Here is a 26,550-nt window from a genome sequence, read left to right on the forward strand (position 1 = left end):
TTCGAAATAATGAGTGAAAAACGATGACAAAGAAACCTCTTGGTATGACATTGATCGAACTTTTGATAGCGGTTGTCATCATAGGTGTGTTGGCGAGTATTGCTTACCCTGCGTATACCGACCATGTAAAAGCTAGCCATAGGAAACAAGCCTTAGCCGACATGGCAAAAATTCGACTGCACTTAGAGCAAAAATACAACGGTAGTTATGTTACGGCTGCAAACCAAATCAGTACTTCTTCAGTTTGTAATACGACTACTTGCGACACTGATACTGACCGCTACAGAATTACTATTGAAGATGTGGATGCAAATGGCTACAAGATTAAAGCAACACCACAATCGACAAAAGGTCAGAACACACACAGCTGTCATGGTGCTAATGCTATGACACTGGATCAAACGGGTGCTGGCTTGCCTGCTGACTGTTGGAAATAGAAAAAGGCAACGATCAGATACAAAACAGCCCGCTACATAGCGGGCTGATTTTTTATAATTACTTAATAATTTAACTGGTTAGGTCGTCGAAGAACTTCTTCACACCATCGAAAAAGCCTTCCGATTTTGGCTTATGCTTGGTTGCCGCTTCGCCACCACATGATTCTTCAAACTCTTTAAGCAGCTCTTTTTGGCGAGAGCTTAAGTTAACTGGGGTTTCTAGTACCAGCTTAACAATTAAGTCACCTACACCACCGCCGCGAACACCTTTAACACCTTTGCCACGCATACGGAACATACGACCTGTTTGAGTTTCAGAAGGCACTTTTAGGTTAACTCGTCCATCGAGTGTTGGTACTTCGACTTCGCCACCTAGTGCTGCCATTGCAAAACTTACAGGAACTTCACAGTAAAGGTTGTTACCGTCGCGCTCAAAGATATGGTGCTCTTTTACGTGAACTTGTACATACAGGTCACCGGCTGGAGCGCCCATTTCGCCAGCTTCACCTTCTCCAGATAGTCGAATGCGGTCACCCGTATCCACGCCAGCTGGAATCTTAACATTAAGCGTTTTGGTTTTCTGCTTACGACCTTGACCATGACATTCGTTACATGGGTCTTTAATGATCTTACCGCTACCATTACAAGTAGGACAGGTTTGCTGAACCGCAAAGAACCCTTGGCGCATTTGAACTTGACCGTGACCACCACAGGTAGAACAAGTTTCTGGTTTCGTCCCTTTCTTAGCGCCTGAGCCGTCACAAGGCTCACAGTGAACCAATGTTGGTACTTCGATTTCTTTCGATACACCACGTACCGCTTCTTCTAGCGTAAGTTCCATGTTGTAACGTAGGTCGGCACCACGTTGTGCACGCTGACCACCGCCACCGCGGCGACCACCACCAAAGATGTCACCAAACACATCGCCAAAAATGTCACCAAAGTCGGCACCTGCTCCACCACCGAAGCCGCCACCACCCATTCCACCTTGTTCAAAGGCTGCATGGCCGTACTGGTCATAAGCGGCTTTCTTCTGAGGGTCTAGCAGAATTTCGTACGCTTCTTTTACCTCTTTAAATTTTTCGGCAGCGGCGTCATCACCCTGATTGCGGTCTGGGTGGTATTTCATCGCTAAGCGCTTATAAGCTTTTTTAATATCTCGCTCAGAAGCGTCACGGCCTACGCCTAAAATTTCGTAAAAATCACGTTTCGACATTTTGTATTTCACCAATGTAGTACTGCAAACAACAAATAATCTATCGAGTTCTGTTGCCTGGTGTTTGTATCATTCTAGATAAAGGCTTTACGCAAAGTGCTTATCTGGAAGGACAACCTATTTACAAATATACGGGCGTGAGAGATATCTCTGACGCCCGCATTCAACTATTCGACAATGTTTTAAAGTTAGGTTGACCAAAGCTTAACTGTGGCTAACCTAATCTACGAAGTCTTACTTCTTGTCGTCTTTAACTTCTTCAAACTCAGCGTCAACTACGTCATCTTGCTGTGCTTGTTGCTCTGCACCTGCGTCGCCACCTTCAGCAGCTTGTTGAGCTTGCGCTTTCTGTTGAGCGATTTCCATCAGCTTTTGTGAAGCTTCCATTAACGCTTGAACTTTCGCATCAATCGCTTCTTTATCCTCGCCTTTCTTCGCTTCTTCTAGCTCAGAGATAGCTGCTTCGATTTTCTTTTTGTCTTCAGCTGGAAGAGCATCGCCTGCTTCTTCAACTTGCTTCTGAGTACCGTGAATCATCTGGTCAGCTTGGTTACGTGCAGTCGCTAGCTCTTCGAACTTTTTGTCCGCTTCTTTGTTCGCTTCTGCTTCTTGAACCATTTTCTCGATGTCTTCCTCGCTCAGACCACCTGAAGCTTGGATAGTAATCTTCTGCTCTTTGCCAGTTTGCTTATCTTTCGCTGAAACGTGAAGGATACCATCAGCATCAAGGTCGAAAGTAACTTCGATTTGAGGCATACCGCGAGGTGCAGCTTGAATACCTTCTAGGTTGAACTGACCTAGAGATTTGTTGTGCATTGCTTGCTTACGCTCACCTTGAAGTACGTGGATCGTTACCGCACTCTGGTTGTCTTCAGCAGTTGAGAACACTTGGTTCGCTTTGGTTGGGATAGTGGTGTTCTTCTCAACAAGTGGAGTCATTACGCCACCCATTGTTTCGATACCTAGTGAAAGAGGCGTTACGTCTAGAAGAAGAACGTCTTTCACATCACCCGCTAGTACACCACCTTGAACTGCTGCACCCATAGCAACCGCTTCATCAGGGTTTACGTCACGACGTGCTTCTTTACCGAAGAACTCAGCAACTTTTTGCTGAACCATTGGCATACGAGTTTGACCACCAACTAGGATAACGTCTGTTACTTCGCTAACTGATAGATCAGAGTCCGCTAGAGCAACTTTCATTGGCTCAAGAGAACGTTGAACTAGATCTTCAACTAGAGACTCAAGCTTGGCACGTGTTAGTTTCACGTTCATGTGCTTAGGACCCGTAGCGTCAGCAGTAACGTAAGGTAGGTTTACGTCCGTTTGCTGCGCAGAAGAAAGCTCAATCTTCGCTTTTTCAGCCGCTTCTTTTACACGCTGCATAGCAAGAGAGTCTTGCTTAAGGTCGATACCTTGCTCTTTCTTGAATTCTTCTACTAGGTAGTTGATTACGCGGTTATCGAAGTCTTCACCACCTAGGTGCGTATCACCATTGGTTGCAAGAACTTCAAATGTTTTTTCGCCTTCAACTTCATCGATTTCGATGATAGAGATATCGAACGTACCACCACCTAAGTCGTATACAGCGATAGTGCGATCGCCGCCTTTCTTATCTAGACCGTAAGCTAGTGCAGCAGCAGTAGGCTCGTTAATGATACGTTTAACGTCTAGACCCGCGATACGGCCAGCATCTTTAGTTGCTTGACGCTGAGCATCGTTAAAGTAAGCAGGAACAGTAACTACTGCACCAGTCACTTCTTCGCCAAGGAAGTCTTCAGCCGTCTTCTTCATTTTCTTGAGAACTTCAGCAGAAACCTGAGGAGCCGCCATTTTTTCACCGCGAGCTTCAACCCAAGCGTCACCGTTGTCAGCCTTAACAATGTTAAAAGGCATAATTTCGATGTCGCGCTGAACTTCTTCATCTTCAAAACGACGACCAATTAGACGCTTGATCGCAAAAAGCGTGTTTTCTGGGTTAGTTACTGCCTGACGTTTTGCAGGCTGACCAACTAGAGTCTCACCGTCGGTATAAGCAATAACAGAAGCGGTGGTACGCTCACCTTCCGCGTTTTCAATTACGCGTGGCGTATCGCCATCCAATACTGCAACACATGAGTTAGTTGTACCTAAGTCAATACCAATGATTTTACCCATCAGGCTATCTCCAAAATAAATGCTATTTTCGTTTGGTTATATCCCCAATGTGGGGATGGAGTTTAGGGATTCAACCCCAGCTAACAAACAAAAATATTGATGTTTGTTTCACTTATGCCCCTTAAGTGTGGGCAGTGAAGCCCTTTTCAAGGTTTGGCACAAAAAAAACTCGAATTTTTTTACGTTTGATAGGGATTTTGCACAAAAAAAAAGAGGCCTAAGGCCTCTTTTTAGTCAAAAACAGTAAATACAGCTTACTTGGACACCATAACCATCGCTGGACGAATCACACGGCCATTCAACTCGTAGCCTTTTTGCATCACAAACATAACCGTGTTTGGTTCGTGATCAGCGCTTTCTTGAATTGACATTGCTTGGTGAAGCTCTGGATTGAAGGTCTCACCTTCTGGATTGATTTCTTTCAAGCCAAACTTGGTGACAGTATCAACGAAGCTCTTGTGCGTCATTTCCACACCTTCGATGATCGGCCTCACCGCTTCGTTTTCTGCATCTGCGGACTGGATTGCACGCTCTAGGTTATCGAGTACCGGCAACAGCTCTTCTGCAAACTTGTTCAATGCGTACTTGCGAGCTTTATCCATTTCTTGCTCGGTACGACGACGCATGTTGTCAACTTCTGCCTTGGCACGTAGAACCGAATCTTGTTGGTCTTTAACTTTTGCTTCACTTGCTAATAGCGCGGCTTCAAGTTGAGCAATCTTTGCTTCTGGCTCGTCAGAAACCAATTCTTCAACAGAATCTTCGTTCCACTCGATATCAGCATCGCTACCCACAACTTCCGCTTCAACGCTTTGTTCTACATTGTCTTGCTCTAGCGCATCTTCGTTTACTTTGTTTTCTTCAGTGCTCATGATATCTCCAGCATTTGTGTGAGTCGTTAAAGCTAACTGGCTCTGAAACAATGACCTAGCCAAGATTTAACAACACAAAAATTCGCAATAATAGTTAACTTGCCCTTATTATGGGGATGCAGTTTGTCGATTCAAGCCTTAAACGTGCGGAAAAATTATGAATAAACCTTTCGAAGTGATTGCCATAATCGGCAAACCCAGAGATCAGCAAGCGATTAACACGCACAAAGAGCTCTTCAATTGGTTGACAAGCCAAGGTCTTACCGCACTTATTGATGACAGATTACGTGAAATATTATCCGATATCGACGACCAATATTTTGCCAGTCTCATTGAATTAGGAAAACGGGCAGATCTCGCGATTGTTGTCGGTGGCGATGGCAATATGCTGGGAGCCGCGCGAGTTTTATCTCGGTTCGATATTTCGGTTATTGGTGTAAATAGAGGTAACTTAGGTTTTCTTACCGATCTCGATCCCGATGATTTCCAAACGCCATTATTGGAAGTCATTAAAGGAAACTACATTCCCGAAGAACGTTTTTTGCTTGAAGCCGAAGTCCATCGCCATGGTCAGATAAAAAGTCACAATGCAGCGCTCAACGAGGCAGTGCTTCACCCTGGCCAAATCGCTCATATGATCGAATTCGAGGTGTACATCGATGGCAGTTTTGCCTTTTCACAACGTTCAGATGGCTTGATTGTATCAACGCCAACGGGGTCAACAGCCTATTCGCTTTCCGGTGGCGGTCCGATTCTTTCCCCTAGTTTAGAGTCGATTTCCCTTGTGCCGATGTTTCCACACACCTTATCAAGCCGGCCATTAGTGGTTGATGCTAAACGGCATATTCGACTTGTTGTATCCCCAGATAATCGCGGCACACAAGAAGTCAGTTGTGATGGACAGATTTCCTTACCGGTATCTCCGGGAGACGATATTCAAATCTATCGCAGCCCAAACCGACTACAATTGATTCACCCTAAAGATTACAGCTATTACCACGTCCTAAGAAACAAATTGGGCTGGTCAAGCAAATTGTTCTAGGTCACAAAACCATCAACTCAATCTTACCTACACACTTTACTGTATAAAGAAACAGTATATACTGTTTTCTTATACAGTATTGTTTAACTATACAGGTAAGAAAAATGCTGGCACACCTCAGTGTAAACAACTTCGCTATTGTTAAGTCATTACAGCTCGAACTCAATCAAGGCATGACCACCATTACCGGTGAAACCGGTGCAGGTAAATCCATCGCCATAGATGCATTAGGTTTGTGTTTGGGCGGTCGGGCCGATGCGGGAATGGTCAGACAAAACGAAGATAAAACCGAAGTTAGCGCCGCTTTTACCTTAGACAACAATATTAAAGCCGCTCGATGGCTTGAAGATAATGACCTATTGGACGATCCACAAGAATGTATTGTTCGCCGAGTCATTACAAAAGAAGGACGCTCAAGAGCCTTTATTAATGGAAGTCCCGTCCCACTCGCTCAGCTCAAATCGCTTGGGCAGTTATTGATGAACATTCATGGTCAACACGCTCACCATCAGTTAATGAAAAGCGACTACCAACTGGCCATGTTAGACCAATACGCCGGTCATCAAGCTCTCCTCAACAACACAAAACAAGCTTATCAAGTATGGCGTCAAGCCGATAATGACCTAAAAAGCCTGAGAGAAAACAGCCAACAAAACCTTGCTCAGAAACAATTGCTTGAATACCAAATCAAAGAACTGGATGAGCTTGCGGTTGGTGAAGACGAGTATTCTGAGTTGGAAAACGAGCATAAAAAGCTCGCAAACAGCGGACGCTTAGCCAGCAACTGCCAACAGGCGATGCAACTGCTCTATGATGGTGAAGATGTGAATGCGTTAGCACTTTTACAGAATGCCAATCACGCTCTGTTGGAACTGGCTGAGCTTGATAGCTCCCTAAAGGAGCTGCCTAACATGCTGAACGATGCGCTGATCCAAATTGAAGAGACTAACAACGAGTTGCGACACTACTTCGATAGTATTGAAGTTGACCCATCACGTATGAATTACGTCGAAGAGCGCTATGGCAAGATTGTTTCACTGTCTCGAAAACACCATGTGCAACCTGAAGAGTTGTATCAGCATCACCAGTCATTGTTAGCCGATATTGAAAAGTTGGATTGCTCGGATGAAAAGCTAAATGAACTGGCCAACGAAGTTGAAAACCTAAAAACAGCCTTTGTCGAAAAGGCAGAAAAGTTACACAAATCTCGACTTCGCTACGCCAAGGAACTGAACAAACTAATTTCTAAATCAATGCACGAACTCAGCATGGAAAAAGCGCAGTTTGTGATCGACGTAAGCTTCGACGAAAAACAAGCGAGTCCACTAGGGTTAGACTCGGTTTGTTTTAAAGTCTCCACCAACCCTGGTCAGCCTATTCAACCGATAGCCAAGGTAGCGTCAGGTGGCGAGCTATCTCGAATTTCACTCGCAATACAGGTTATTACCGCTCAAAAAGTGGATACACCAAGTCTTATTTTTGATGAAGTAGATGTTGGTATTAGTGGTCCAACCGCCGCTGTGGTTGGCAAGATGCTTCGCAAGTTAGGCGAGTCAACCCAAGTACTTTGTGTAACACACTTACCGCAAGTTGCTGCCTGTGGCCACCAGCAAATGTTTGTTGCTAAGAACAGTAAAAAAGGACAAACAGAAACACAAATGCGCTCTTTGGATACAGAGCAACGTGTTACCGAACTTGCTCGTCTGCTAGGCGGCACCGCCGTGACTGAATCTACCCTCGCAAATGCACGAGATCTTCTTATAGCAGCCTAAATATCAGTAACAATTTTTTGAACGGGGCTAAGAGAACTGAGCCCCTTTCAAAATCAAATGAAAACAAAGCCTTTTCTACATCTACTAAAATTCAATGTCAGCAATTTGCAACAAATACCAAAAAGCGTGGTCTTAGTTGCAGTCCCCCTTTTTACTTTGACCTAAAGCGCAGTTATTATCGGGTCAGAAATTTTGATGAAGAATAGAATTCCTATGATGCAGTTGAAGAAGTGGATGTTAGCCGCGCCTCTTGCCGTGGCTATGCTTACCGGTTGTAGTGTTGCTGAAAAGATGGTGTATCGAATTGATATTAACCAAGGCAATTATATTGAGCAGTCGGCTGTAGAAAAGCTCAAGTTTGGCATGTCTAAAGAACAAGTGCGCTTTGTGCTTGGTTCACCAATGTTGGTAGAAAATGGCTACCCAAATACTTGGTATTACATTTACCTGCAAACAAAAGGCCATGAAGACACAGTTCAGAAAAATCTCATTGTGGATTTTGACCAAGACGGCCGCCTGACGGAGCTTAAAGGTGACTACGACGTTGGCGATGCGTTTTTTGAAGGCATTAACTAGTTCGCCAATAGATTTAAAAAGGCTCGATGATTCGAGCCTTTTTTGATCAAGTTGATTCCAACGACTATTCGCTAGTTTTGCGCTGAGGGTTTTTCTTCCCGCCAGTGACGGGATCTGAACGACCTTCCAATTTGGCTTGTTCTGCTCGCTTACGACGAATATCTTTAGGATCAGCGAGTAATGGTCGATAAATTTCAATACGATCTTTATCGCGTACCGTCGAATTCAGTTTTACATTACGACTAAACACACCAACCTTGTTTACCTTCAAATCTATCTCGGGATAGAGATTTAGTACTCCGGATTGCTGAATAATTTCTTCCACCGTCGCATCGTTACTGACTGCCAGTTTTAACACTCGCTGCTCATCAGGAAGAGCATAAACGACTTCAACGTGAATTAGATTCGACATTAGACGTACACCTCTTTGGCACGTTTGGTAAACGCATTCACCATGTTGTTGGTTAGCTCGTTAAACACTTTACCAAACGCAAGCTCAACCATTTTATTTGAGAATTCAAAATCCAAACTCAGTTCTACCTTACACGCTCTATCATCAAGAGAGGTAAATCGCCAACCGCCTTTTAAACTTTTAAAGGGGCCATCAACCAAATCCATACCAATAAATTCGCCATCAATCAGATCATTTTTGGTAGTAAATGTCTTACTTATTCCGGCTTTAGAAACGTTAACAGAAGCAACCATACTGGTTTGGGTGTGTTCAAGAACTTGTGTACCTGAGCAACCGGGCAAAAACGCCGGATAATTAGAAACATCGTTCACTAGATCAAACATCTGCTTTGCACTAAATGGTACTAAAGCTGACCGGGTTACCTGCTTCATCTTACAACCTCAAAACACGCGCGAATTCCAAAAACAACATTGTGATTTTACTTTTATTAAGGCTCGGCGCAAATAAAGGATTTCCCTTGATTATTCCGCCACGTATAATGCACGGACTATGGCAAAGAAAAAATCAAAACAAAAAGCCGGTAGCAATACTATCGCGCTAAATAAGCGGGCTCGTCACGAGTACTTCATTGAAGAAGACATTGAAGCCGGAATGGAGCTTCAAGGCTGGGAAGTCAAAGCCCTTCGTCAAGGTAAGGCAAACATTGCTGAAAGTTACGTATTTATGCGCAACGGTGAAGCATTTGTTAGTGGCATGACCATTACCCCATTAAATCAAGCGTCAACTCACGTGATCGCTGAGCCTGCTCGCGTTCGCAAGTTGTTGATGTCTCGTCGCGAATTGGACAAGCTTTTCGGTCAAATCAACCGTGACGGTATGACGCTAGTTGCGTTATCTCTCTATTGGTCTAAGTCTTGGGTGAAGCTCAAAGTTGGCGTTGCCAAAGGTAAGAAACTTCATGACAAACGAGCAGACATTAAAGACAGGGATTGGGAGCGTCAGAAGTCACGCGTGATGAAAGGCTCATTGCGCTAAACTTAAGCAACTAAACGGAATTCGCTTGTATTGCGCTAGACAGCTTATAGCAATCTGGTACTATGCAAGCAACACTTGGGGCTGATTCAGGATTCGACGGGAATTTTGCAGTCTGAGGTGCATGCCGAGGTGCGGTAGGCCTCGTAAAAAAACCGCAAAAAAATAGTCGCAAACGACGAAAACTACGCACTAGCAGCTTAATAACCTGCTCAGAGCTCTCTCGCCCTAGCTTCCGCACGTAAGACGGGGACCAACGAGAGATCAAACCCAAACGCGCTAGCCCGGATTCTCCCGCCTGAGAGATGAACGGCGAAGTTTAATTCAGGCTAGTCATTCATTAGCGTGTCGGTTCGCAGGTGGGTGGCGAATGTAAAGATCGACTAAGCATGTAGTGCCAAAGATGAATGGTTTTCGGACGCGGGTTCAACTCCCGCCAGCTCCACCAAACGTTTGGAAAGGCCCAACTCATTGAGTTGGGCCTTTTTGTTTATTGATGACAAACTCCAAGTTCATTCGAACTAATTTGGGAACTTTGACACTCTGCTAGTAACTCATCTCACTAAAATTAGTTCCTTTTGAAGGTAGTTAAGTTTAATGACTTAAAGTTTGTCTAAATAACCAGCGACGGTTTGAACGGGTTGGCTATTTGTCCCTTTTGTAAGCCACACGGCAACTGCATCTGCGTTCTTAGGTAAATCAGAGCCATTAAACTGCCATTGGTATTCCGCATCCGACTGCAACTTTTGTAGAACAATAAAGTCTTGATGTAACTCGCGCCCTCGATTTTCTCCCGATTGAACTTGTGTCACTTCATCCATTGCTAACAAGGCCAGGTGAGCAGTGTATTTTCCCGGCTGGTCATAGGTTAGATTAAAGCGGTCTGCGTCAAGAGTCAGCTGTAATACCCCACCATCATTCAATGCTCGCTTTGGTAAAGAAGAACGTTGGAAAAAGCCTCGCCATTCCTGCCCATCCACCACAAAGGCTGGAGTATAAACCGACCGCAATACACCATAAGAACGATGCAATCTTTGCCTTTGGCTAAATGACGGATGTGCAAACCGATCTTTCCAGCCTATCCAGTCCCAATAATCAACATGAAATGCAACGGGAATAACTTCTTTCCACAGCTCTTTGTTTTTTTGAAGTTGACTTAGATATTTATCAGCAGGTGGGCAACTTGAACAACCTTCAGACGTATACAGCTCAATCAACTGTGCGGGTGGGCCTTGGTTCTGCCAAGTTTGTGATTCTGAGTTAGCAGAAAATGAGACTATGAATCCGCCAAAAATCCAAAACCATTGGCGTATTGAGGGGGAGTGTTCATGCATTAGTCTTGCTCCGTTCACAGACCTAATTACATGACCTTAATGGGCAGGTGAATATTTCGTACAAATGAAAAACAACAATGAAAAAGGGCGTGATGATTGTTCATCACGCCCTCGAATTTTTACATAACTATCTATTAAAGAATAGTTACGTTAGCCGCTTGAGGACCTTTTTGGCCTTGCTCAACTTCAAAGCTGACTTTCTGGCCTTCGTTTAGAGTTTTGAAACCGTCAGCAACGATTGAACGGAAGTGAACGAATACGTCAGCACCGCCGTTGTCTTGGCTGATAAAACCAAAACCTTTAGTTTCGTTGAACCACTTAACTGTGCCAGTCAATTTGTCAGACATATATGTACCTTTAATTTTTTCAAGATTTACAATTTTACTAGAGCTGATAACAAAAGCTATTTTGGAACTTATCAAGAATAAGAAATCACAGGTGCTATACGAAAGATTTCGACAGTTGACTGGTAGATCGCTTGAACTAAATTTATCGCAAATAGCTCATTTGTAAGAGCCTCACATACTATACACCGTGTGCTCTCAATAACCAGTAATTTTTTACTCTAATATCAGCAAAACTGAAAATAGCACTCTAACCATTAAATTTGAAACAACTTACCAGCAAAAAACATCAAAAGTGTTCTTCCTGCCACAGTTTATTAGTTTCATATTGAATCGACTTTCCAAAAATCTGGTCAATACTAACAATTAGAGCCACATACAAATGATAATGCTTTACATTTGCGATGCTTAACTCTAGTGTCACTGCGCTTAGAAAAGAGCATTTAATTAAATTTAACAACAAGTTAACTATTTCAGGATGGCAATTTGCAGTTTTTGCAAATCATTTATCTAGCGAGAAAAACATGAAGAATTTAATCAAAAAAGTGGCTATTTTGACCTGTGCTTTGTGGTTTCAAACACATGCCGTTGCAAACACAGTAACCCTAGAACAAAAGCTGGGCGCGGTAGATGTCCCGGTGAACCCAGAGCGAGTGGTCGTCATGGGACCGGGCGCGTTAGACGCACTCGATTATCTAGGCATCAAACCAGTAGGAGTATTTGGTTCATTTATTCCTGGTTACTTGAGCGAGTACCAAGACAGCAAATCTTACCCAACTATGGGAACTTTCTTTGAACCGGATTTTGAAGCGATTTATGGTGCTAAGCCAGACTTTATCGTAATTGGGCCGCGCTTAGCGAAGCACTACCCAGAGCTTTCAAAAATTGCCCCAACCTATATGTTTACGGCAAATCTTCAAAAAGACTATTGGCAATCTACCCAAAAAGAATGGCGTGAGTTAGCTAAGGTGTTTTCTCAATCAGATAAGGTTGAGCAAAAGATTGCTTCCATTAACTCGCAACTTGAAGCCATTAAACAGTCTCAGCAAACCAATCAGAAAAGAGCGCTTACTGTGATGAAATATGGAGATAACATTTCGGTGTTTGGTCCAGTATCCCGTATGTCGTCTATCTATAACGAATTTGGTTTTGCTGCCGCCGACCAAAACATCGATGAATCTATGCATGGTCAACAAATCTCGTACGAGTTCATCGCTAAAGTTAACCCTGATGTTTTATTCGTATTAGATGGTGACGAATTGCGTACACCAGGAAAATCTAAAAACCGAGAGAGCTTCAATAACACACTTGTTAACGAAACGACTGCCGGAAAAAACAACCAAGTAGTTTTTCTTAACGTCAATGCTTGGTACAACTCAATTGCGGGGATAACCGCGATGGATTTGATGATTGAAGACATCGATTCAGTTCAATAGTTTTCATTCAGTAAACTAAAAATAAGGAGCCATTCTAAACTGGCTCCTTTTCCCTTCACTGAATTCTGCTTCGCGTATAGAGTTTAAAACCTCAACAAAACGACTACTTCACCATCAATCAAACCAAGCTGTCTCAAAAGTTTGACATTGAATCTCGCGCCAATCCTATACCCGTGATATATGAAGCTGTTTTTTATCAAACAGTACTCGCTCCATTGTCGACTTCGAAAACACTATATTCCGCAACAGACTGGTTTTATCAGCTGATAGATTTAGATAACGTTTCCAGACAACAGCGACTTCTCAATCTTCAAAGTTCAGATCCAGCTCTCCATAAACAGCTTCGTTCATTGCTTAATAGCGAAAAATCTGTGGCGTTAACCAAAATATTTACAGAGCAGATATTGGAATCGCAAAGCTTTGAGACTGATTTTAACGGACATCAGGTCGACAAATACCAGATTCTAGAAGAAATTGGTCGAGGTGGAATGGGCGTCGTCTACGCTGCAATTCGCGCCGACCAAACCTTTGAGCAACAGCTGGCGATTAAGTTCATTCAACCCGGGATTAGCAAAATACTGGGGGCAAGTGCCTTATTCGGAGAAGCACAGTTTCTCGCTCGACTCAATCACCCTTATATAGCAAAAGTGTTTGATGGCGGCGAATACCTCAGCCTTAACTATATAGTGATGGAAAGAGTATTTGGTGAGCCACTTAGTCGATTGGAACAATTAAGTCACTTAACACTAAAAAGCAGACTCTCTCTTTTTATAGAGGTTTGTGATGCTATTGCTCATGCACACAAGCATCACGTTTTACACGCTGATCTAAAACCAGACAATATTATTATTGATCAGGATCTTCGGCCCAAACTGCTCGACTTTAACCTTACTCAAAGGCAACAGCCTTCAGATTCAAAACATCACTTAACCGCTTATAGTGCAGATTACGCCAGCCCTGAACAAATCGCAGGGGATTATTTAACGCCACAGAGTGATATCTATTCATTAGGGAAAATCTTGCGATTTATGCTGGGCGGGGTCAAATCGAACTCTGATGTAAACCTAATCATTGATAGAGCAACTTACCGCGAGAGAAGTGGTCGATATGGCTCTGTAGACGAACTCAAGTCAGACGTATTGGCCTTATTGGCTCACCGACCTATTTCAATGCGAGAGCACAGTATTTCCCATTCGATTCTCAAGTTACTGCAACGCCGCCCAGTCATCTGTGCACTTTCTACCATGCTGACTGTGGGAATTTTTGTGTTTGGCCACACTATCACAACAAAAAATGCGCAGCTTGAGTTTGAGAAACGGGTCGCCGAAGAGTTAATGCTAGAAGTGACCGGCATATGGTTTCACACAAAAAACACGCACGCTATTCCGCCAGATTTTAGAAACCTCATGGACCTGACTCGAATGAGAGTGTTGTCCAACCCAGATTTACCCAAACAATTAAAGCAAAAGCTCATTTTGGCTATGGTCACCCCAGTTCCAAACAAGGCAATGTCAAACCGAACTCAGCCTCAACCAATATTATTGCCCTTGCCCAACACACAAAATGCGCTTCCCGCAGAAAAAAATGCAGAGAAATAAATAGATGAATAAGTTACGTATTACAGCTGCTGTTGCACCATTTTTTGCCACTCTTTTTTCAAGTAATCTAGCTGCTGCTCAACCTAAAACGGGCTACTACATTGATGCACCAGTTAGTGGCCTATACTACCAAACCAGTTCAAACCTATCGGGTTATACGGAAAAAGGCGCATTTCAATATTTCCCCGGTGACACGGTGAGCTTTCACCTCGGCAAAGATGACACCAGTTATTTATTAGCCTCACTTTCCGCTCAAGAGGTCATTACGCCAAACTTGTCGTCCAGTAAGCCAAGCCGAAGCATCAACATGACTCGTCTCTTGATGTCGTTAGATAAAACACCTGATGATCACAATGAAATTGTGCTCAATATCGATGAAATCTCGTCAGAAGCGTTGCAACACGCATTCAAACAGCTTGATTTGTTGTCGTTAGATTTGACCGGAGAAGCGCTAAATCTAGACCTAGTGTCTGTGGAAGAAGCGGTTACTCATTTAGATAAGAGTCAAGATTATATTGAAAAACATTTCACCTCAAAAGACATCATCTTCCGACCTAAAAACAAAGACTTGTTCATGGTTCTTGTTAAAAAAAGGGATTATCAAGGCAAAGTCTGCGTGTTTGATTTAACCAATCCAGAAGCACTCCCACCGGTTGGCCGCACTCATTTTAAACTGACAGATTCTCATCTCATTGAATACCCAAGTACAGGTGACTACTTCTATAACTGTGATTTACAACCTAAAGAGCGCAATCAAGAGGTAATCATCGAAAGCCTTGCTGACTTCCCGATGGAAGGCGGACTATTTGGTTGCGTGCATCAAGGGTGCAATCGCAATGATCTTAACGGCTATTCATTAGATAACTACGATGACGAGGGCGATTGGAAATACCGCTCAAGAGCGCAAAGCTTCGACCCAACCTCTCAACTATTGATGGAAAAAATTCAAGGTTTAGGCCGCAACGAACAAGTTCAACACTCCAACCGTGAAGAAAGCTTGTGGTTTACCTATCCATCAGAATTAGAGCAGAGTATTCAATTTCAGGGGATCTGGCAGCAAACCAGTTACCATGAACAACAATTGGTACAAACCTGCTTAAGAATTACAAAAGGTCAAATATTCAAATTTACAGGCCAAGCCGAACACTGCCCGACTGACCCAAAGAAATACGATTTGGATGTCACACAAGAATATGGCGATAAGTGGTGGGTAAACTCGGATAAAGAATACGTCGAATTAGGCCATCTCAATATTAGTGTGAAATGGCAAGACAGCAAAGATACTGAACGTCTAACCTCATGGGAGTATTTGCCAGCAGGTAAAGATTGGCAACGCGGCGTGCTATACCGATATGAGCAATCTATCAAATCTGAACAATGGCAACCCGACGTTGTTTCAACGCATAGTGTGTCTGAATTTATAAAGGTCCAATAACTGATGACCGCTTCTACAAACCTAACGCAAATTATTCAAAACTGGCAAGCAGGCGACAAATTGGCAGAGCAACAGCTCTACCAATTTGCCTACGCTAATCTGCACCACCTAGCTCAAAAAGAGCGAAAGCGTAGTGCGGAAAAATTTGGTGAAGAAAATCAGGTTATTTCAGACAGTATTCAAAGCACTACTGCATTGATCCACGAAGCTTATCTTAAGCTCAACGAAGTAGACCCGGAACTTATTACTAAGCGTAAAGAATTCTACCTAATGGCGGCGAAACTGATGCGTCAAATCTTAGTCGATCACGCCCGCTCTCAGATGGCGGTAAAACGTCAAGTATCCTCAGGCGCCAAGGAACCGCTATCGGTACATTTGCCAAATGGCCATCATTTTGAGCAATTGATTTCGGTTGATAAAGCGATGGAAAAATTATCGGAACGTTACCCAAGACAGCACCAAGCACTGCAGCTGAAGTATATGATGGGAATGTCTCTGGCCGAAATTAGCGACGTACTGGATCACAGCACCAGTTTGATCGAAAAAGACCTCAAATTTGGCAAAGTCTGGCTGGAGAACAAACTTAACTAGGAAAAATTTGAAAAAAATTTACGGAAAATTTTGACTTCTACGTTCCTATCAGCCACCTAAAGCTATTGATAAAACAGTACCTAAATAGAACAATCAGATAGGGAACTGTTATGTATTTTAAAAGCGTCTTGGCGGTGGCAATCTCGGCAACACTAATCGGCTGTGGAGGAAGTGGTGGAGAAACTCAAACCACCACTGCTTCAGGCCCCAAAGCCCAGATTATTGATGGCTATCTTGTGAACGCTGAGGTTTACGTCGACCGTAACGACAATGGTGTGGCGGATGCCGATGAAAAGCTCGCTGGACTGACCGATAACCAAGGCTATATTGCGATAGCAGAAGCCGATAAAAACCACCGTCTGATTGCGCGTGCTGTTGCGGGTAAAACATTTGATACCGATAAGGGTGGTGCAATCACGAAAAGCTATGAACTTGCTTCTCCCGCTGGCAATACCACTGTAACCCCATATACGACAATTGCAGTTATTGAGAATAAAACCATTGATGTCGTTGCAGCCGAACTAAATTTAAGTAAAGAACTTATCGCTGGCGATTACGTTGCTGCCAAGTCTGATGTATCACAAACCGATGCAAAAAAAGTGCACCTGATCGCTCGTTCATTGACACTTGAGCTCAAAGACAATATTGCCGAATCTAAAACAAGCAAAGCTAATATCCAAACCCAGTTAGGCAAGATTCAAACTGGAGTAGATACAGCAATAAATCAATCAAAAGATCTTGATTCAATAGTCATTGTAGATGGTGCCGAGGCCCCAGCGCCAAAGACACCCAAGGAACTATTGGTTGGCAATACGTACTTCACAATCCCAACTAATGAAGGGTATTTTAAACACGAGGGCGTAGGTCAGTTCACGTTTGCGGCTGACAAAATCACTTGGGCTGCATCCCAGCATGAGAACGCAGGTGAATCCCCGATAACTTATACCGATATGGGTTACAACGCGGGTGATGGCGAAGACAAACTTCTTTTTGCAGCGGATAAGTTCTACCTCTCAGTGCCATCGCAAAACGATATTATCCTAAACGTACTGAACGACTCTTACGACGGCAATGCTAAATCCTTCACCAAACGTGCTGTCGCAGCAACCAACTTCAACGGAAAGACTCTGTTCCACTTTTGGGATGATGCTCCTGACACCAATCCACGACCTCACTTGTCAAAATTTGTGTTTGGCAGTGACGGGAAAGTCGTAATTTCGGAAAAAAATAGTACTAGCGATTGGCGCGTGCATGACGCCGTAAATTGGAGCATTACAGATGGCGAGCTAGTTATGGATGTTCCGGAAGAAGTTGGTAAAACCTTCACTTGGACATTTACCGATTTAGAACAAGATGGACTAGAAATAGCGCACGATGCCAGAGGCATTCCGTTGTTCTTCACGGAAAATGAAGATCTTGCCAATAGTCTATTCGAAAAATGGCTCAGTATTTCCAAGTAAAACAGTTTAATCTTCGTTAAGGCTTTTTAAACTGAGCCACTAAATACAAACTGGATTGAAATCGCCACCTTTACGGTGGCGATTTTTATTTTAGACAGTTAAATTCAGTTTAAGCGTTAAGCGCTTGTTCAAGGTCAGCCAAGATATCATCGATATGTTCAATGCCTACTGACAAGCGGATCATCTCAGGTGATACCCCTGCATTGCGCTGTTCGTCTTCGGATAACTGACGGTGCGTGGTTGAAGCGGGGTGACAAGCTAGTGATTTAGCATCACCGATATTCACAAGACGTTTAAAGATATTTAGGGCATCGTAAAAACGTACTCCGGCTTCATATCCATCTTTTAAACCAAACGACAAAATAGCCGAAGGTTTACCCTTCATGTATTTTTCCGCCAATGGATAGTATTGAGAACTTGACAGTCCTGCGTAACTCACCCAACTTACTTTGTCGTGCTTCTCAAGATATTCGGCGACTTTAAGTGCGTTTTCAGTGTGCCTTTCCATTCGCAAAGACAACGTCTCTAGTCCTTGCATCAACATAAACGCATTCATTGGTGAAAGCGTTGAGCCAGTATTGCGAAGCGGTACAGTGCGTGCTCGTCCAATAAATGCTGCAGGGCCAAAGGCTTCTGTGTAAACCACACCATGGTAGGAAGGCTCAGGTTGATTCAATACGGGGAAGCGATCTTTGTGCTCAGCCCACGGGAATTTACCCGAATCAACAATGACGCCACCCAATGTTGTGCCGTGGCCACCAATGTATTTAGTCAGTGAGTGAACTACGATATCCGCACCAAATTCAATCGGTTTGCAAACTGCCGGACTTGCGACCGTATTGTCTACAATTACAGGAACGCCTTGCGCATGAGCGAGCTCGGATATTCTTTCTAAATCGACAATGTTACCCGCCGGGTTACCAATGCTCTCACAGTAAACCGCTTTAGTTTTGTCATCGATAAGCTCTGCTAAGCTTTCAGGCGAATCGTCTTTGGCGAAGCGAACTTCAATGCCTTGTTTTGGCAGCATATGTGCAAATAAGGTGTAGGTTCCACCATATAACTGAGGGGTAGACACAATATTATCGCCAGCCTCTGTCAAAGTGAGAATCGCATAGTTAATGGCCGCACTACCCGCGCTGACACATAACCCTGCAATACCACCTTCCAGTGCCGCCATACGCTGTTCAAGTACGTCATTAGTCGGGTTCATAATACGTGTGTAGATATTACCCGGCACTTCTAAATTGAATAGGTCCGCACCGTGTTGTGCGTTGTCAAACTCGTAGGCTACCGTTTGATAAATGGGCGTGGCGACTGACTTAGTCGTTGGGTCAGTTTCGTAACCATGATGAATCGCAAGCGTCTCGTCTTTCATTGTGCATCCTTTCCGGTTTTAAAATTCAGGGTTTGAAAATCGTACAGGCATAATGACATAACTAACGACAAACTTTATGCAATCTCCCTCACAACTAGCACCACGTCGAAAACAAAAAAGCCCTGAATACTCAGAGCTTTTAAATACGCTATTAAATATCCAACTAAGCAATTTTGAACATATCCACCGATTCTTTGAGATTTCCGGCTACTCGAGCAAGCTCCAAACTGGACGTTGAGATTTCATGCGCTCCAGACGCGTTATCGTTAGATAGTTGCCTGATCATAACCAAGCTCCGGTCGATTTCAGATGAAACCGAAGCTTGCTCTTCTGTTGCTGCACCGACCGATACCGTTCTGTCGCTAATTTCTTGCATCGCCGTCACCATAGACTCTATGGTTTGTCCGGTCTGATTGACCTGATCTCGAGCGATATCCGCTTCGCGTTGACAGTTTTCAATGAGGTTGACCGTTGATTGAGTTTGTTCGTTGATGGCAGACACCATAGATTCGATTTGCTCAGTCGAGCTTTGTGTTCTTTGCGCCAAATTGCGCACTTCATCTGCAACTACTGCAAAACCACGTCCACTTTCCCCTGCCCTTGCCGCCTCTATCGCTGCATTCAATGCCAATAGATTAGTTTGTTCCGCCACGCCGCGAATTACATCTATCAAAGCATTGATATCCGAAACTTTTTCTGCCAAGCCAGCAACCGACGTACTGCCACCAGAAACATGGTCCACCAGCTGAGAAACAGTCTCTATTGTATTCCTAACCCGGATGATTTCTTGCTGACATTCTTCGTTTGCGGTCGAAGCTTGATCCGAAGCTGTACTGGCATTAGTTGCGACTTCATTGATAGACGCCGCCATCTGATTGACAGCTGTGACGGCTTGCTCCAATTCTTGATTTTGACCGATCAAGTTTTTCTCTGTTTGCTCCGTTACCACGCTCAACTCTTCCGAGGTCGCGGCCAACTGAGAAGCTGCATCATGTATCTCTTTAATAATACTAGTCAGCTCGTTGATCATAATTGCCAATGCACCTTTGACGCTATGTTCGTTATCTGATTGAACCTGGACACTAAGATCTCCTCCTGCCAATCGTTCCATTAAAGCGCGCATTTCATCCGGCTCTCCGCCTAAGGGGATCATTACTTCTTTCGTCACGTAGAACGCTACGGCCAAACCTCCAACTAAAGCAAAGCCCAATACCCAAGTATTGATTTGTACTAGATCCCAAACTGGAATATTGGCCTCGGCTTCATCAATTTCAGCCATTAAAGCCCAACGATAACCGTACATTTCGACGGGAGTATAAGCAGACAGAACTGGATTACCGTTGTAATCAATGATGATATCTACCCCCGTTTCACCGCGCATTGCCCGTTTTACCGCGTCGCTTTGCACACCATTTTGCTCAATGGTGCCCGCAAACGAAGCCTTGATAGAATGACCTATGGGGTCAAGAAACGAATCGGAACGCATGCGAAAGTCCGGGCCAACCAAATAGGTCTCACCCGTTTCCCCCATGCCATTACGAAGGTTCATCAACTCGTTAATGCCATCGATAGAAAGTTGAGTCGCCACAACCCACCTTTTGCCATCGACATTAATGGCAGAGCCAATAAACGCAGCTGGTTCGTTGTTAGACGGAGCGTACGGTGCAAAGTCTGCCGAGGCAAATGACTGACCAGACCGAATCTTTGAAAATAGTTGCCCCAGCCCGGAACTGGCGTATGGTCCGGTTAAAAGGTTGGTTTGATAATCAGACTCTTTGGCTACCGTATACGTCACGTAACCATCAGGTTCGATGATAAAAATATCGTAGAAGTCGAGTTGGTCGTAGAGCGTTTGTAATAACTCATCGAAGTCTTCAGGTTGGGAGTACTCCAACTCATTCTCTACGACGTTTGCTATCGCTTGCATGTTTTTTTGATATCGAACGAATAGCTCATCGAGACGCGCTTGCTTCACATCGCGAAGCCCGACTAATTTAGAGTTGTTTAACTGATGGACACTTTTGATAGAACTGTTTACTGAAAAACCTAGCGCAATAACCACGGGGAGGATACTAGCGATAAGCAGCCAGCCTTTGACGCGATAACTGAATTTCATGCTGCACTCCTGCGAGCTTTTTTATTAGAATATGCAACATAAAACATAGCAACAGGCCGCAATTTTTCACACCATCGTTGATAGAATTAACACGAAATACGAATGATTATTGAGAGGATTTGATTATTTCACACTGAAAACCAACCAGTTTTTCTGTAACAAAAAATTCACAATTAAATTTATCGAGTCATCTTTTTGACGAACACAACCACGAACAATGCCATGGTAAAACTCCCCAAAAAAGCTTCTACAGCCGCAATCACTCGAGCCCAACCCACAGGTGATATGTCGCCATACCCTAATGTGGTAAACGTCACCACAGAAAAATACATGGCATTGAGGAAATCGACAATATAGCTCGTTTCCTGTTCCGGCACTTTCACTGTGCCAAGAACAAAGTAGGCGCTGGCACAGGTCACTATCATTAGAATCGAAAACAACACTACCCGAATTGGCTCTTCCCCATAGCCACAAAATAGATCAACCGCCTTTGAAATCCAGCGTTTAAGACTTAGCTTGGGTAATTGATAACGACGAAAGCGCATTTCTTTTTTGAAAAACACACCAGCGGCATCAAACAATCCTTGTTTCTCACATTGTTTGCGGATATTACGACACACTTCTTCCGCCTCTTGATAGAGACTTTTTGCCAACTCATGGTCACCCTGTTTTTTTGCTTGCTTGGCATGTTCCTCTTGTTTAAAACACTTACCCCAAAATACATTTTCTAAACGAGCACGGCTAAAATCTGATCCAAGGACATTACACCCATCTAGACGAGCACAGTGCAAGTTGGCCCCAAATAGTTTGGCTTTCATCAATGAGGTGCCACGTAGGTCTAATCGAAAAAAATGCGCGTGTGACAAGTTCGCTCGGTAGAAATCAGCGTCACGACATGAGTAACCATGTTTGCTACCAGACTTAACTAAGTTGATATCTTCCAAATTGGTGCGCGCCAATTGAAATCCATCTAAGGGTTTACCTGCTTTGGCCCAGTCTTCCACTTGGTGTTTTACATCATCTTGGCTTTTATCGATTTTGGGATCGTGCCAATAGCACAGTCCAGATTCATTTGCGGATTCAGTACACTGCCAGCCATCAGGGGACACATAACTGCAATGTTTGTCGTGACCTGCCATAAACCCTCTACAGAAATTCACTTATTGATAAAAGTGTAGATGGGGATGCGCGAGGTGCAATATTAATAACAAATCTATCAAGTCAAGCGTAGCGACTCACTTGCGATTGCAGCCAATCGACAAAGCTTTGTATTGATGGCGTAACCTGGTTGGTTACCACAAAATACCCAGCATTGGCGGGTATCGGGTTATGCAATGACTCGAGAGTCGCCTGCTCTCTGCTTAACAAAGCTTGTCTGGCCAACGCGACGCCTACTCCGGCTTCAGCGGCCGCCATTGCCATGTCAGTTCGATTAAAAAAGTGCCCTTTGTTACTATCAACACGAATACCAACTGATTGAAACCAATGAGACCACTCGCCATTAGAGGGAGAGCCAGACCAAGGCATCGCATCGTGAAGTAGGAGCGCTTTTTCCCATAAAATAGCGCCCGTTCGCGCATCGGATATCTTTTTGCGATAACTAGTTTTAGCAACGGGAATCAACCACTCTTCAAACAGCAGCTGTGCATTCTTGTTTTGGTACGGTAGCTCGCCGTAATCGATGGCAATGTCGTAGTCTTGGCTGCCACTGTCGACCAATGCACCTTCGGCAAAGATTTGGACTTGAATATCGGGGTGTTGTTCGTGAAAGGTTTCTAAACGCGGCACTAACCATTTGTATGCAAAAGAGGGTGTTAACTTTAATCGAATACTTTCGATGTCGACTTGTTGCTGGCTCTGCTGCAAACCCAGCTGGATCGCCTCAAAATGCGGGCTCAGCTGTTCCAATAAAAGCCGCCCTTTATCAGTTAACCGCACTCCTCTCGCTTGTCGTTCAAACAACTTAAACCCAAGCTTTCCTTCAAGATTTATAAGCTGCTGGCTCACCGCACCGGGTGTCAGATGAAGCTTTTTAGCTGCACCTGTCACACTGCGACATTCGGCAATCACCAGTGCCTGCTGTATACCGTTTAGGTTGAAGTGATTCATTAGCGTTTAGTTTTTCTATACACATCAACCAATTTTTATCGATTGTTTAAAAAATGTAAATCAGTGAAATTGTCGCCAATCGAATACATATTGAGATTTTGCGATGGACATTACTGTATTGGGCAGTGGCGTGATTGGATTAACCACAGCATGGTATCTGCAAAAAGCAGGTCATCAGGTTACCGTGATAGACCGCCAAGCAAGTAGCGGGTTGGAAACAAGCTTCGCTAATGCAGGACAAATCTCTTTTGGTTATTCAGCACCTTGGGCCGCTCCTGGTGTACCTTTCAAAGCGTTAAAATGGTTGTTTGAGAAAAGAGCGCCACTTAAATTCAAACCGACAACAGATTTATGGCAGTACCAATGGTCACTTGCCATGTTGCGTAACTGCACCACTAACAAGTATCAAATCAATAAGGGGCGAATGATCTCACTGGCTAACTTAAGCCAAGTTGAACTCAATCGCCTCAATACTGAATTAGATCTTAAATACGAGGGACAACAAAAGGGAACCTTGCAACTGTTCCGCACCCAAAAGCAAGTTGAAGCCGTACAGAAAGATATGGAAATATTGGCGCGCTACGGCACGCCATTCAAACTGTTGTCACCCGAACAGTGCTTAGCTCAAGAACCTGGACTCCGCCCAGTAATGGAAAAAATAAAAGGTGGATTATTACTTCCAAACGACCAAACCGGAGATTGCTTTAAGTTTTGCCAAGCACTTACTGAGCGTGCCCGACAAGCTGGAGTCAAATTTCTATTCAATACCCAAATTGAAGGCTTGGTTTACAATCAGAACCGAGTAACCCATGTAGCCACAGATCAAGGTGACGTCACTGTTGAACATCTTGTTGTCGCAATGGGTAGCCACTCTAAATTTTTGCTTTCAAATCTTGGGATCAACTTACCCATCTATCCGGTAAAAGGTTATTCGTTAACCCTGCCTGTTGATGAAAACCTTCCTGCTCCTCAATCCACCATAATGGATGAGACCTACAAGGTGGCAATTACACGCTTCAAAAATAGAATGCGAGTGGCAGGTACCGCTGAATTAGCAGGCTTTAATCTAAGCACACCGACAAAACGATTAGACACACTTCAACATGTGATTCGCGAACTCTTTCCAAATCAGGCCGATTTTAAACAGGCTGAGACTTGGAGCGGCTTGAGGCCCATGACCCCAGATGGCACACCGCTTATAGGCCGTACTTCCTTTCAAAATCTCTACCTAAATACCGGACATGGCACCCTCGGTTGGACACTAGCCTGCGGCTCAGCCAAGTACCTGAGCGATATAATTGAAGGGAAGTCGAACAGTTTTTACGCAGAAAGCGAATACAACCTGCTTAGATACACTTAGCTTCAGAGCTAATCACTAGAACATGGTTATTTTGCAGTGATGAATGAGAATTCAACCCTATCGCCAATGCACAATTTTCAACCAGCAAAATTAAATTATTTCGAGCAACTAACTAAATGTGGTTGATTTTTAATCGAAATAAACTGGTTATATTAAATTGGTCAAGTTTTGTGCCCAATCTCACGCAAACGATTTCCAAAGCATAAAAAAGTTAACAATCTAGTTACAAAAAGATTAATATCTCGCTTCCTTTATAAACCATTAACATCAACAGGGAATATACTAATGCAGTCTATAGTTGATTTTCTAAATGGAATAATCTGGAGCCCAGCATTGATTTATCTATGCTTAGGAGCTGGTTTGTTCTACTCCGTGATGACTCGCTTTGTGCAAGTTCGTCAATTCCGCGAAATGTGGCGCCTACTTTTTTCAGGTAAGTCTTCGGAAGAAGGTATTTCTTCATTCCAAGCTCTTGCCGTCTCTCTTTCAGGCCGCGTGGGTACGGGTAACATCGCAGGTGTTGCAGCTGCGATCGGTTTCGGTGGTCCAGGTGCTGTTTTCTGGATGTGGGTTGTTGCCTTTTTTGGTGCTGCAACTGCCTATGCAGAATCAACGTTGGCGCAAATCTACAAAGAAGAAGATAACGGTCAATTCCGTGGTGGTCCAGCTTACTACATTGAAAAATGTATGGGTCAAAAATGGTATGCATGGATTTTTGCTATTGCGACTATCCTAGCGTGTGGTGTGCTACTTCCGGGTGTTCAATCAAACAGTATTGGTAATGCGGTTGAGACGGCATTTGGTTCTGGTGCCATGATTGAAACTGCGCTGGGTACAATCAGCTTTGCCAAAATTCTAACTGGTACTATCATTGCGGTAATCTTAGGTTTTATCATCTTTGGTGGTGTTAAGCGCATTGCGAACTTCACTCAAGTTGTTGTGCCATTCATGGCTTTGGCTTATATCATCACAGCATTTGTAATCTTGCTACTGAACGTTACTGAGGTTCCTGCGGTTATCGGTATCATCATGGCTGATGCATTTACTCCTATGGCAGGTGTTGGTGCGGCAATCGGTTGGGGTGTGAAACGTGGTGTTTACTCTAACGAGGCAGGCCAAGGTACAGGTCCTCACGCAGCGGCAGCGGCGAACGTAGACCACCCAGCTCAGCAAGGTCTTGTTCAATCGTTCTCTGTTTACATTGATACGCTACTAGTATGTTCAGCAACTGCATTTATGATCATCATTACTGGCAGCTACAACGTACACGGTGCTGAAGGTTTCTTGGTTCAGAACCTAGCAGAAAGCGTAAGCGCAAGTGGTCCTCAATTTACTCAGTATGCAATTGAAAGCGCGTTCCCAGGTGTGGGTAAACTGTTTATTGCACTAGCGTTATTCTTCTTCGCATTTACTACAATTCTGGCTTACTACTACATTGCAGAAACTAACGTGGCGTACATCCGACGTTCAATCAAAGTTGATGGCCTGATGTTCGTGCTGAAAGCAGTACTCATTGCGGTTGTCTTCTACGGCACGGTGAAGAGCGCTGGTTTAGCATGGGCAATGGGTGATGTAGGTGTTGGCTTGATGGCTTGGCTAAATATTGTAGGTATTTTGATTATCTTCTTTATGTCGAAACCTGCTATTAAAGCTCTACATGATTACGAAGAGCAGCAGCGTAAAGGCCTAACTAAGTTCACTTTTAACCCTGTTAAGCTTGGCATTAAAGGTGCTACTTACTGGGAAAATCGTTACGCGCAAGAGAATGGCCAGCAGGCTTCTAGCCAAGATTCTGCTGAAGCTCCAAAAGTGCAACAGCCAACAGCGTAACTTAAAACTAGTTACTCATGTGTAACCTACCCCTATAGGTTTT

At 43.8% G+C, this 26,550-nt stretch carries 22 protein-coding genes, 1 other RNA gene and 1 pseudogene; 13 read left to right on the forward strand and 11 right to left on the reverse strand.

The window, feature by feature from the left end; genetic code table 11:
* The first annotated feature begins 23 nt into the window (after nucleotides 1–23).
* Nucleotides 24–437, forward strand: coding sequence for a type IV pilin protein (locus ACXAFJ_RS10075; protein WP_475323157.1), 414 nt, complete (start codon nucleotides 24–26; stop codon nucleotides 435–437).
* 70 nt (nucleotides 438–507) lie between these two features.
* Here the strand turns inward: ACXAFJ_RS10075 and dnaJ are convergent, their stop codons facing one another.
* From dnaJ to grpE, 3 genes are all read right to left on the reverse strand, one after another.
* On the reverse strand, nucleotides 508–1,653 hold the full coding sequence (gene dnaJ / locus ACXAFJ_RS10080) for a molecular chaperone DnaJ (RefSeq protein ID WP_475323158.1): 1,146 nt from the start codon (nucleotides 1,651–1,653) through the stop codon (nucleotides 508–510).
* A gap of 234 nt (nucleotides 1,654–1,887) precedes the next feature.
* Nucleotides 1,888–3,810: a molecular chaperone DnaK gene (gene dnaK, locus ACXAFJ_RS10085; RefSeq protein WP_475323160.1), complete on the reverse strand. Its 1,923-nt coding sequence runs from the start codon at nucleotides 3,808–3,810 to the stop codon at nucleotides 1,888–1,890.
* Between the two features lie 254 nt (nucleotides 3,811–4,064).
* Nucleotides 4,065–4,682 (reverse strand): nucleotide exchange factor GrpE, encoded by a 618-nt coding sequence (gene grpE, locus ACXAFJ_RS10090; RefSeq protein ID WP_475323161.1) that lies wholly within the window; start codon nucleotides 4,680–4,682, stop codon nucleotides 4,065–4,067.
* A gap of 157 nt (nucleotides 4,683–4,839) precedes the next feature.
* Between grpE and nadK the strand changes: the two genes are divergently transcribed.
* The 3 genes from nadK (at nucleotide 4,840) to bamE (ending at nucleotide 8,072) form a co-directional block, all read left to right on the forward strand.
* A complete protein-coding gene (gene nadK / locus ACXAFJ_RS10095; protein ID WP_475323162.1) occupies nucleotides 4,840–5,724 on the forward strand; it encodes an NAD(+) kinase in 885 nt (294 codons plus the stop codon).
* Nucleotides 5,725–5,828: 104 nt separating this feature from the next.
* Entirely contained in the window at nucleotides 5,829–7,496 is a 1,668-nt protein-coding gene (gene recN / locus ACXAFJ_RS10100) for a DNA repair protein RecN (protein ID WP_475323164.1), read from the forward strand.
* Nucleotides 7,497–7,712: 216 nt separating this feature from the next.
* Nucleotides 7,713–8,072 carry an outer membrane protein assembly factor BamE gene (gene bamE, locus ACXAFJ_RS10105; RefSeq protein ID WP_475324108.1) on the forward strand — a complete coding sequence of 120 codons (360 nt, stop codon included), beginning with the start codon at nucleotides 7,713–7,715 and terminating at the stop codon, nucleotides 8,070–8,072.
* A 64-nt stretch (nucleotides 8,073–8,136) separates the two neighbouring features.
* Here the strand turns inward: bamE and ACXAFJ_RS10110 are convergent, their stop codons facing one another.
* The gene (locus ACXAFJ_RS10110; protein WP_475323166.1) at nucleotides 8,137–8,484 is read right to left on the reverse strand and encodes an RnfH family protein; all 348 of its coding nucleotides are present in this window, start codon (nucleotides 8,482–8,484) and stop codon (nucleotides 8,137–8,139) included.
* Nucleotides 8,484–8,915 carry an SRPBCC family protein gene (locus ACXAFJ_RS10115; RefSeq protein ID WP_475323167.1) on the reverse strand — a complete coding sequence of 144 codons (432 nt, stop codon included), beginning with the start codon at nucleotides 8,913–8,915 and terminating at the stop codon, nucleotides 8,484–8,486. Before ACXAFJ_RS10115 ends, ACXAFJ_RS10110 begins: the two co-directional genes overlap by 1 nt.
* A gap of 118 nt (nucleotides 8,916–9,033) precedes the next feature.
* On the opposite strand from ACXAFJ_RS10115, the gene smpB reads away from it, so the two are divergent.
* Together smpB and ssrA are read left to right on the forward strand one after the other, a co-directional pair.
* Nucleotides 9,034–9,519, forward strand: a complete 486-nt coding sequence (gene smpB, locus ACXAFJ_RS10120) for an SsrA-binding protein SmpB (RefSeq protein ID WP_475323168.1) — start codon at nucleotides 9,034–9,036, stop codon at nucleotides 9,517–9,519.
* 77 nt (nucleotides 9,520–9,596) lie between these two features.
* Nucleotides 9,597–9,964, forward strand: a transfer-messenger RNA (tmRNA) gene (ssrA, locus tag ACXAFJ_RS10125).
* Nucleotides 9,965–10,118: 154 nt separating this feature from the next.
* Here ssrA and ACXAFJ_RS10130 read toward each other — a convergent pair.
* Together ACXAFJ_RS10130 and cspE are read right to left on the reverse strand one after the other, a co-directional pair.
* On the reverse strand, nucleotides 10,119–10,850 hold the full coding sequence (locus ACXAFJ_RS10130; protein ID WP_475323170.1) for a DUF1223 domain-containing protein: 732 nt from the start codon (nucleotides 10,848–10,850) through the stop codon (nucleotides 10,119–10,121).
* A 134-nt stretch (nucleotides 10,851–10,984) separates the two neighbouring features.
* Nucleotides 10,985–11,197 carry a transcription antiterminator/RNA stability regulator CspE gene (gene cspE, locus ACXAFJ_RS10135; protein ID WP_475323171.1) on the reverse strand — a complete coding sequence of 71 codons (213 nt, stop codon included), beginning with the start codon at nucleotides 11,195–11,197 and terminating at the stop codon, nucleotides 10,985–10,987.
* A gap of 521 nt (nucleotides 11,198–11,718) precedes the next feature.
* On the opposite strand from cspE, the gene ACXAFJ_RS10140 reads away from it, so the two are divergent.
* The 5 genes from ACXAFJ_RS10140 to ACXAFJ_RS10160 all read left to right on the forward strand — a co-directional run bounded on the left by ACXAFJ_RS10140 (nucleotide 11,719) and on the right by ACXAFJ_RS10160 (nucleotide 17,714).
* Nucleotides 11,719–12,630 carry a siderophore ABC transporter substrate-binding protein gene (locus tag ACXAFJ_RS10140; protein ID WP_475323173.1) on the forward strand — a complete coding sequence of 304 codons (912 nt, stop codon included), beginning with the start codon at nucleotides 11,719–11,721 and terminating at the stop codon, nucleotides 12,628–12,630.
* A 215-nt stretch (nucleotides 12,631–12,845) separates the two neighbouring features.
* Nucleotides 12,846–14,228 (forward strand): serine/threonine protein kinase, encoded by a 1,383-nt coding sequence (locus tag ACXAFJ_RS10145; protein WP_475323174.1) that lies wholly within the window; start codon nucleotides 12,846–12,848, stop codon nucleotides 14,226–14,228.
* A gap of 4 nt (nucleotides 14,229–14,232) precedes the next feature.
* The gene (locus ACXAFJ_RS10150; protein ID WP_475323175.1) at nucleotides 14,233–15,663 is read left to right on the forward strand and encodes a chromosome partitioning protein ParA; all 1,431 of its coding nucleotides are present in this window, start codon (nucleotides 14,233–14,235) and stop codon (nucleotides 15,661–15,663) included.
* 3 nt (nucleotides 15,664–15,666) lie between these two features.
* Nucleotides 15,667–16,254 (forward strand): ECF-type sigma factor, encoded by a 588-nt coding sequence (locus tag ACXAFJ_RS10155; RefSeq protein WP_475323177.1) that lies wholly within the window; start codon nucleotides 15,667–15,669, stop codon nucleotides 16,252–16,254.
* A 110-nt stretch (nucleotides 16,255–16,364) separates the two neighbouring features.
* A complete protein-coding gene (locus ACXAFJ_RS10160; RefSeq protein WP_475323178.1) occupies nucleotides 16,365–17,714 on the forward strand; it encodes a hypothetical protein in 1,350 nt (449 codons plus the stop codon).
* Nucleotides 17,715–17,823: 109 nt separating this feature from the next.
* Here ACXAFJ_RS10160 and ACXAFJ_RS10165 read toward each other — a convergent pair whose 3' ends face one another.
* The 4 genes from ACXAFJ_RS10165 to ACXAFJ_RS10180 all read right to left on the reverse strand — a co-directional run bounded on the left by ACXAFJ_RS10165 (nucleotide 17,824) and on the right by ACXAFJ_RS10180 (nucleotide 23,317).
* Entirely contained in the window at nucleotides 17,824–19,092 is a 1,269-nt protein-coding gene (locus ACXAFJ_RS10165; RefSeq protein ID WP_475323179.1) for an O-acetylhomoserine aminocarboxypropyltransferase/cysteine synthase family protein, read from the reverse strand.
* A gap of 163 nt (nucleotides 19,093–19,255) precedes the next feature.
* Nucleotides 19,256–21,208, reverse strand: a complete 1,953-nt coding sequence (locus ACXAFJ_RS10170) for a methyl-accepting chemotaxis protein (protein ID WP_475323181.1) — start codon at nucleotides 21,206–21,208, stop codon at nucleotides 19,256–19,258.
* A gap of 179 nt (nucleotides 21,209–21,387) precedes the next feature.
* Entirely contained in the window at nucleotides 21,388–22,347 is a 960-nt protein-coding gene (locus ACXAFJ_RS10175; protein WP_475323182.1) for an ion channel, read from the reverse strand.
* An 82-nt stretch (nucleotides 22,348–22,429) separates the two neighbouring features.
* Nucleotides 22,430–23,317 carry a LysR substrate-binding domain-containing protein gene (locus tag ACXAFJ_RS10180; protein WP_475323183.1) on the reverse strand — a complete coding sequence of 296 codons (888 nt, stop codon included), beginning with the start codon at nucleotides 23,315–23,317 and terminating at the stop codon, nucleotides 22,430–22,432.
* 103 nt (nucleotides 23,318–23,420) lie between these two features.
* On the opposite strand from ACXAFJ_RS10180, the gene ACXAFJ_RS10185 reads away from it, so the two are divergent.
* Together ACXAFJ_RS10185 and ACXAFJ_RS10190 are read left to right on the forward strand one after the other, a co-directional pair.
* Nucleotides 23,421–24,677 (forward strand): D-amino acid dehydrogenase, encoded by a 1,257-nt coding sequence (locus ACXAFJ_RS10185; protein ID WP_475323185.1) that lies wholly within the window; start codon nucleotides 23,421–23,423, stop codon nucleotides 24,675–24,677.
* A gap of 285 nt (nucleotides 24,678–24,962) precedes the next feature.
* Nucleotides 24,963–26,433, forward strand: a pseudogene (locus ACXAFJ_RS10190) (alanine/glycine:cation symporter family protein); the annotation flags it as partial.
* Nucleotides 26,434–26,550 lie beyond the last annotated feature (117 nt).

Source organism: Vibrio sp. ABH4_348, assembly GCF_056159765.1.

What these genes read in the sequence shown, in the direction of transcription:
- ACXAFJ_RS10075 (WP_475323157.1), top strand. Translation starts at nt 24, where the DNA reads ATGACAAAGAAACCTCTTGGTATGACATTGATCGAACTTTTGATAGCG.
- dnaJ (WP_475323158.1), bottom strand. Translation starts at nt 1,653, where the DNA reads ATGTCGAAACGTGATTTTTACGAAATTTTAGGCGTAGGCCGTGACGCT.
- dnaK (WP_475323160.1), bottom strand. Translation starts at nt 3,810, where the DNA reads ATGGGTAAAATCATTGGTATTGACTTAGGTACAACTAACTCATGTGTT.
- grpE (WP_475323161.1), bottom strand. Translation starts at nt 4,682, where the DNA reads ATGAGCACTGAAGAAAACAAAGTAAACGAAGATGCGCTAGAGCAAGAC.
- nadK (WP_475323162.1), top strand. Translation starts at nt 4,840, where the DNA reads ATGAATAAACCTTTCGAAGTGATTGCCATAATCGGCAAACCCAGAGAT.
- recN (WP_475323164.1), top strand. Translation starts at nt 5,829, where the DNA reads ATGCTGGCACACCTCAGTGTAAACAACTTCGCTATTGTTAAGTCATTA.
- bamE (WP_475324108.1), top strand. Translation starts at nt 7,713, where the DNA reads ATGCAGTTGAAGAAGTGGATGTTAGCCGCGCCTCTTGCCGTGGCTATG.
- ACXAFJ_RS10110 (WP_475323166.1), bottom strand. Translation starts at nt 8,484, where the DNA reads ATGTCGAATCTAATTCACGTTGAAGTCGTTTATGCTCTTCCTGATGAG.
- ACXAFJ_RS10115 (WP_475323167.1), bottom strand. Translation starts at nt 8,915, where the DNA reads ATGAAGCAGGTAACCCGGTCAGCTTTAGTACCATTTAGTGCAAAGCAG.
- smpB (WP_475323168.1), top strand. Translation starts at nt 9,034, where the DNA reads ATGGCAAAGAAAAAATCAAAACAAAAAGCCGGTAGCAATACTATCGCG.
- ACXAFJ_RS10130 (WP_475323170.1), bottom strand. Translation starts at nt 10,850, where the DNA reads ATGCATGAACACTCCCCCTCAATACGCCAATGGTTTTGGATTTTTGGC.
- cspE (WP_475323171.1), bottom strand. Translation starts at nt 11,197, where the DNA reads ATGTCTGACAAATTGACTGGCACAGTTAAGTGGTTCAACGAAACTAAA.
- ACXAFJ_RS10140 (WP_475323173.1), top strand. Translation starts at nt 11,719, where the DNA reads ATGAAGAATTTAATCAAAAAAGTGGCTATTTTGACCTGTGCTTTGTGG.
- ACXAFJ_RS10150 (WP_475323175.1), top strand. Translation starts at nt 14,233, where the DNA reads ATGAATAAGTTACGTATTACAGCTGCTGTTGCACCATTTTTTGCCACT.
- ACXAFJ_RS10155 (WP_475323177.1), top strand. Translation starts at nt 15,667, where the DNA reads ATGACCGCTTCTACAAACCTAACGCAAATTATTCAAAACTGGCAAGCA.
- ACXAFJ_RS10160 (WP_475323178.1), top strand. Translation starts at nt 16,365, where the DNA reads ATGTATTTTAAAAGCGTCTTGGCGGTGGCAATCTCGGCAACACTAATC.
- ACXAFJ_RS10165 (WP_475323179.1), bottom strand. Translation starts at nt 19,092, where the DNA reads ATGAAAGACGAGACGCTTGCGATTCATCATGGTTACGAAACTGACCCA.
- ACXAFJ_RS10170 (WP_475323181.1), bottom strand. Translation starts at nt 21,208, where the DNA reads ATGAAATTCAGTTATCGCGTCAAAGGCTGGCTGCTTATCGCTAGTATC.
- ACXAFJ_RS10175 (WP_475323182.1), bottom strand. Translation starts at nt 22,347, where the DNA reads ATGGCAGGTCACGACAAACATTGCAGTTATGTGTCCCCTGATGGCTGG.
- ACXAFJ_RS10180 (WP_475323183.1), bottom strand. Translation starts at nt 23,317, where the DNA reads ATGAATCACTTCAACCTAAACGGTATACAGCAGGCACTGGTGATTGCC.
- ACXAFJ_RS10185 (WP_475323185.1), top strand. Translation starts at nt 23,421, where the DNA reads ATGGACATTACTGTATTGGGCAGTGGCGTGATTGGATTAACCACAGCA.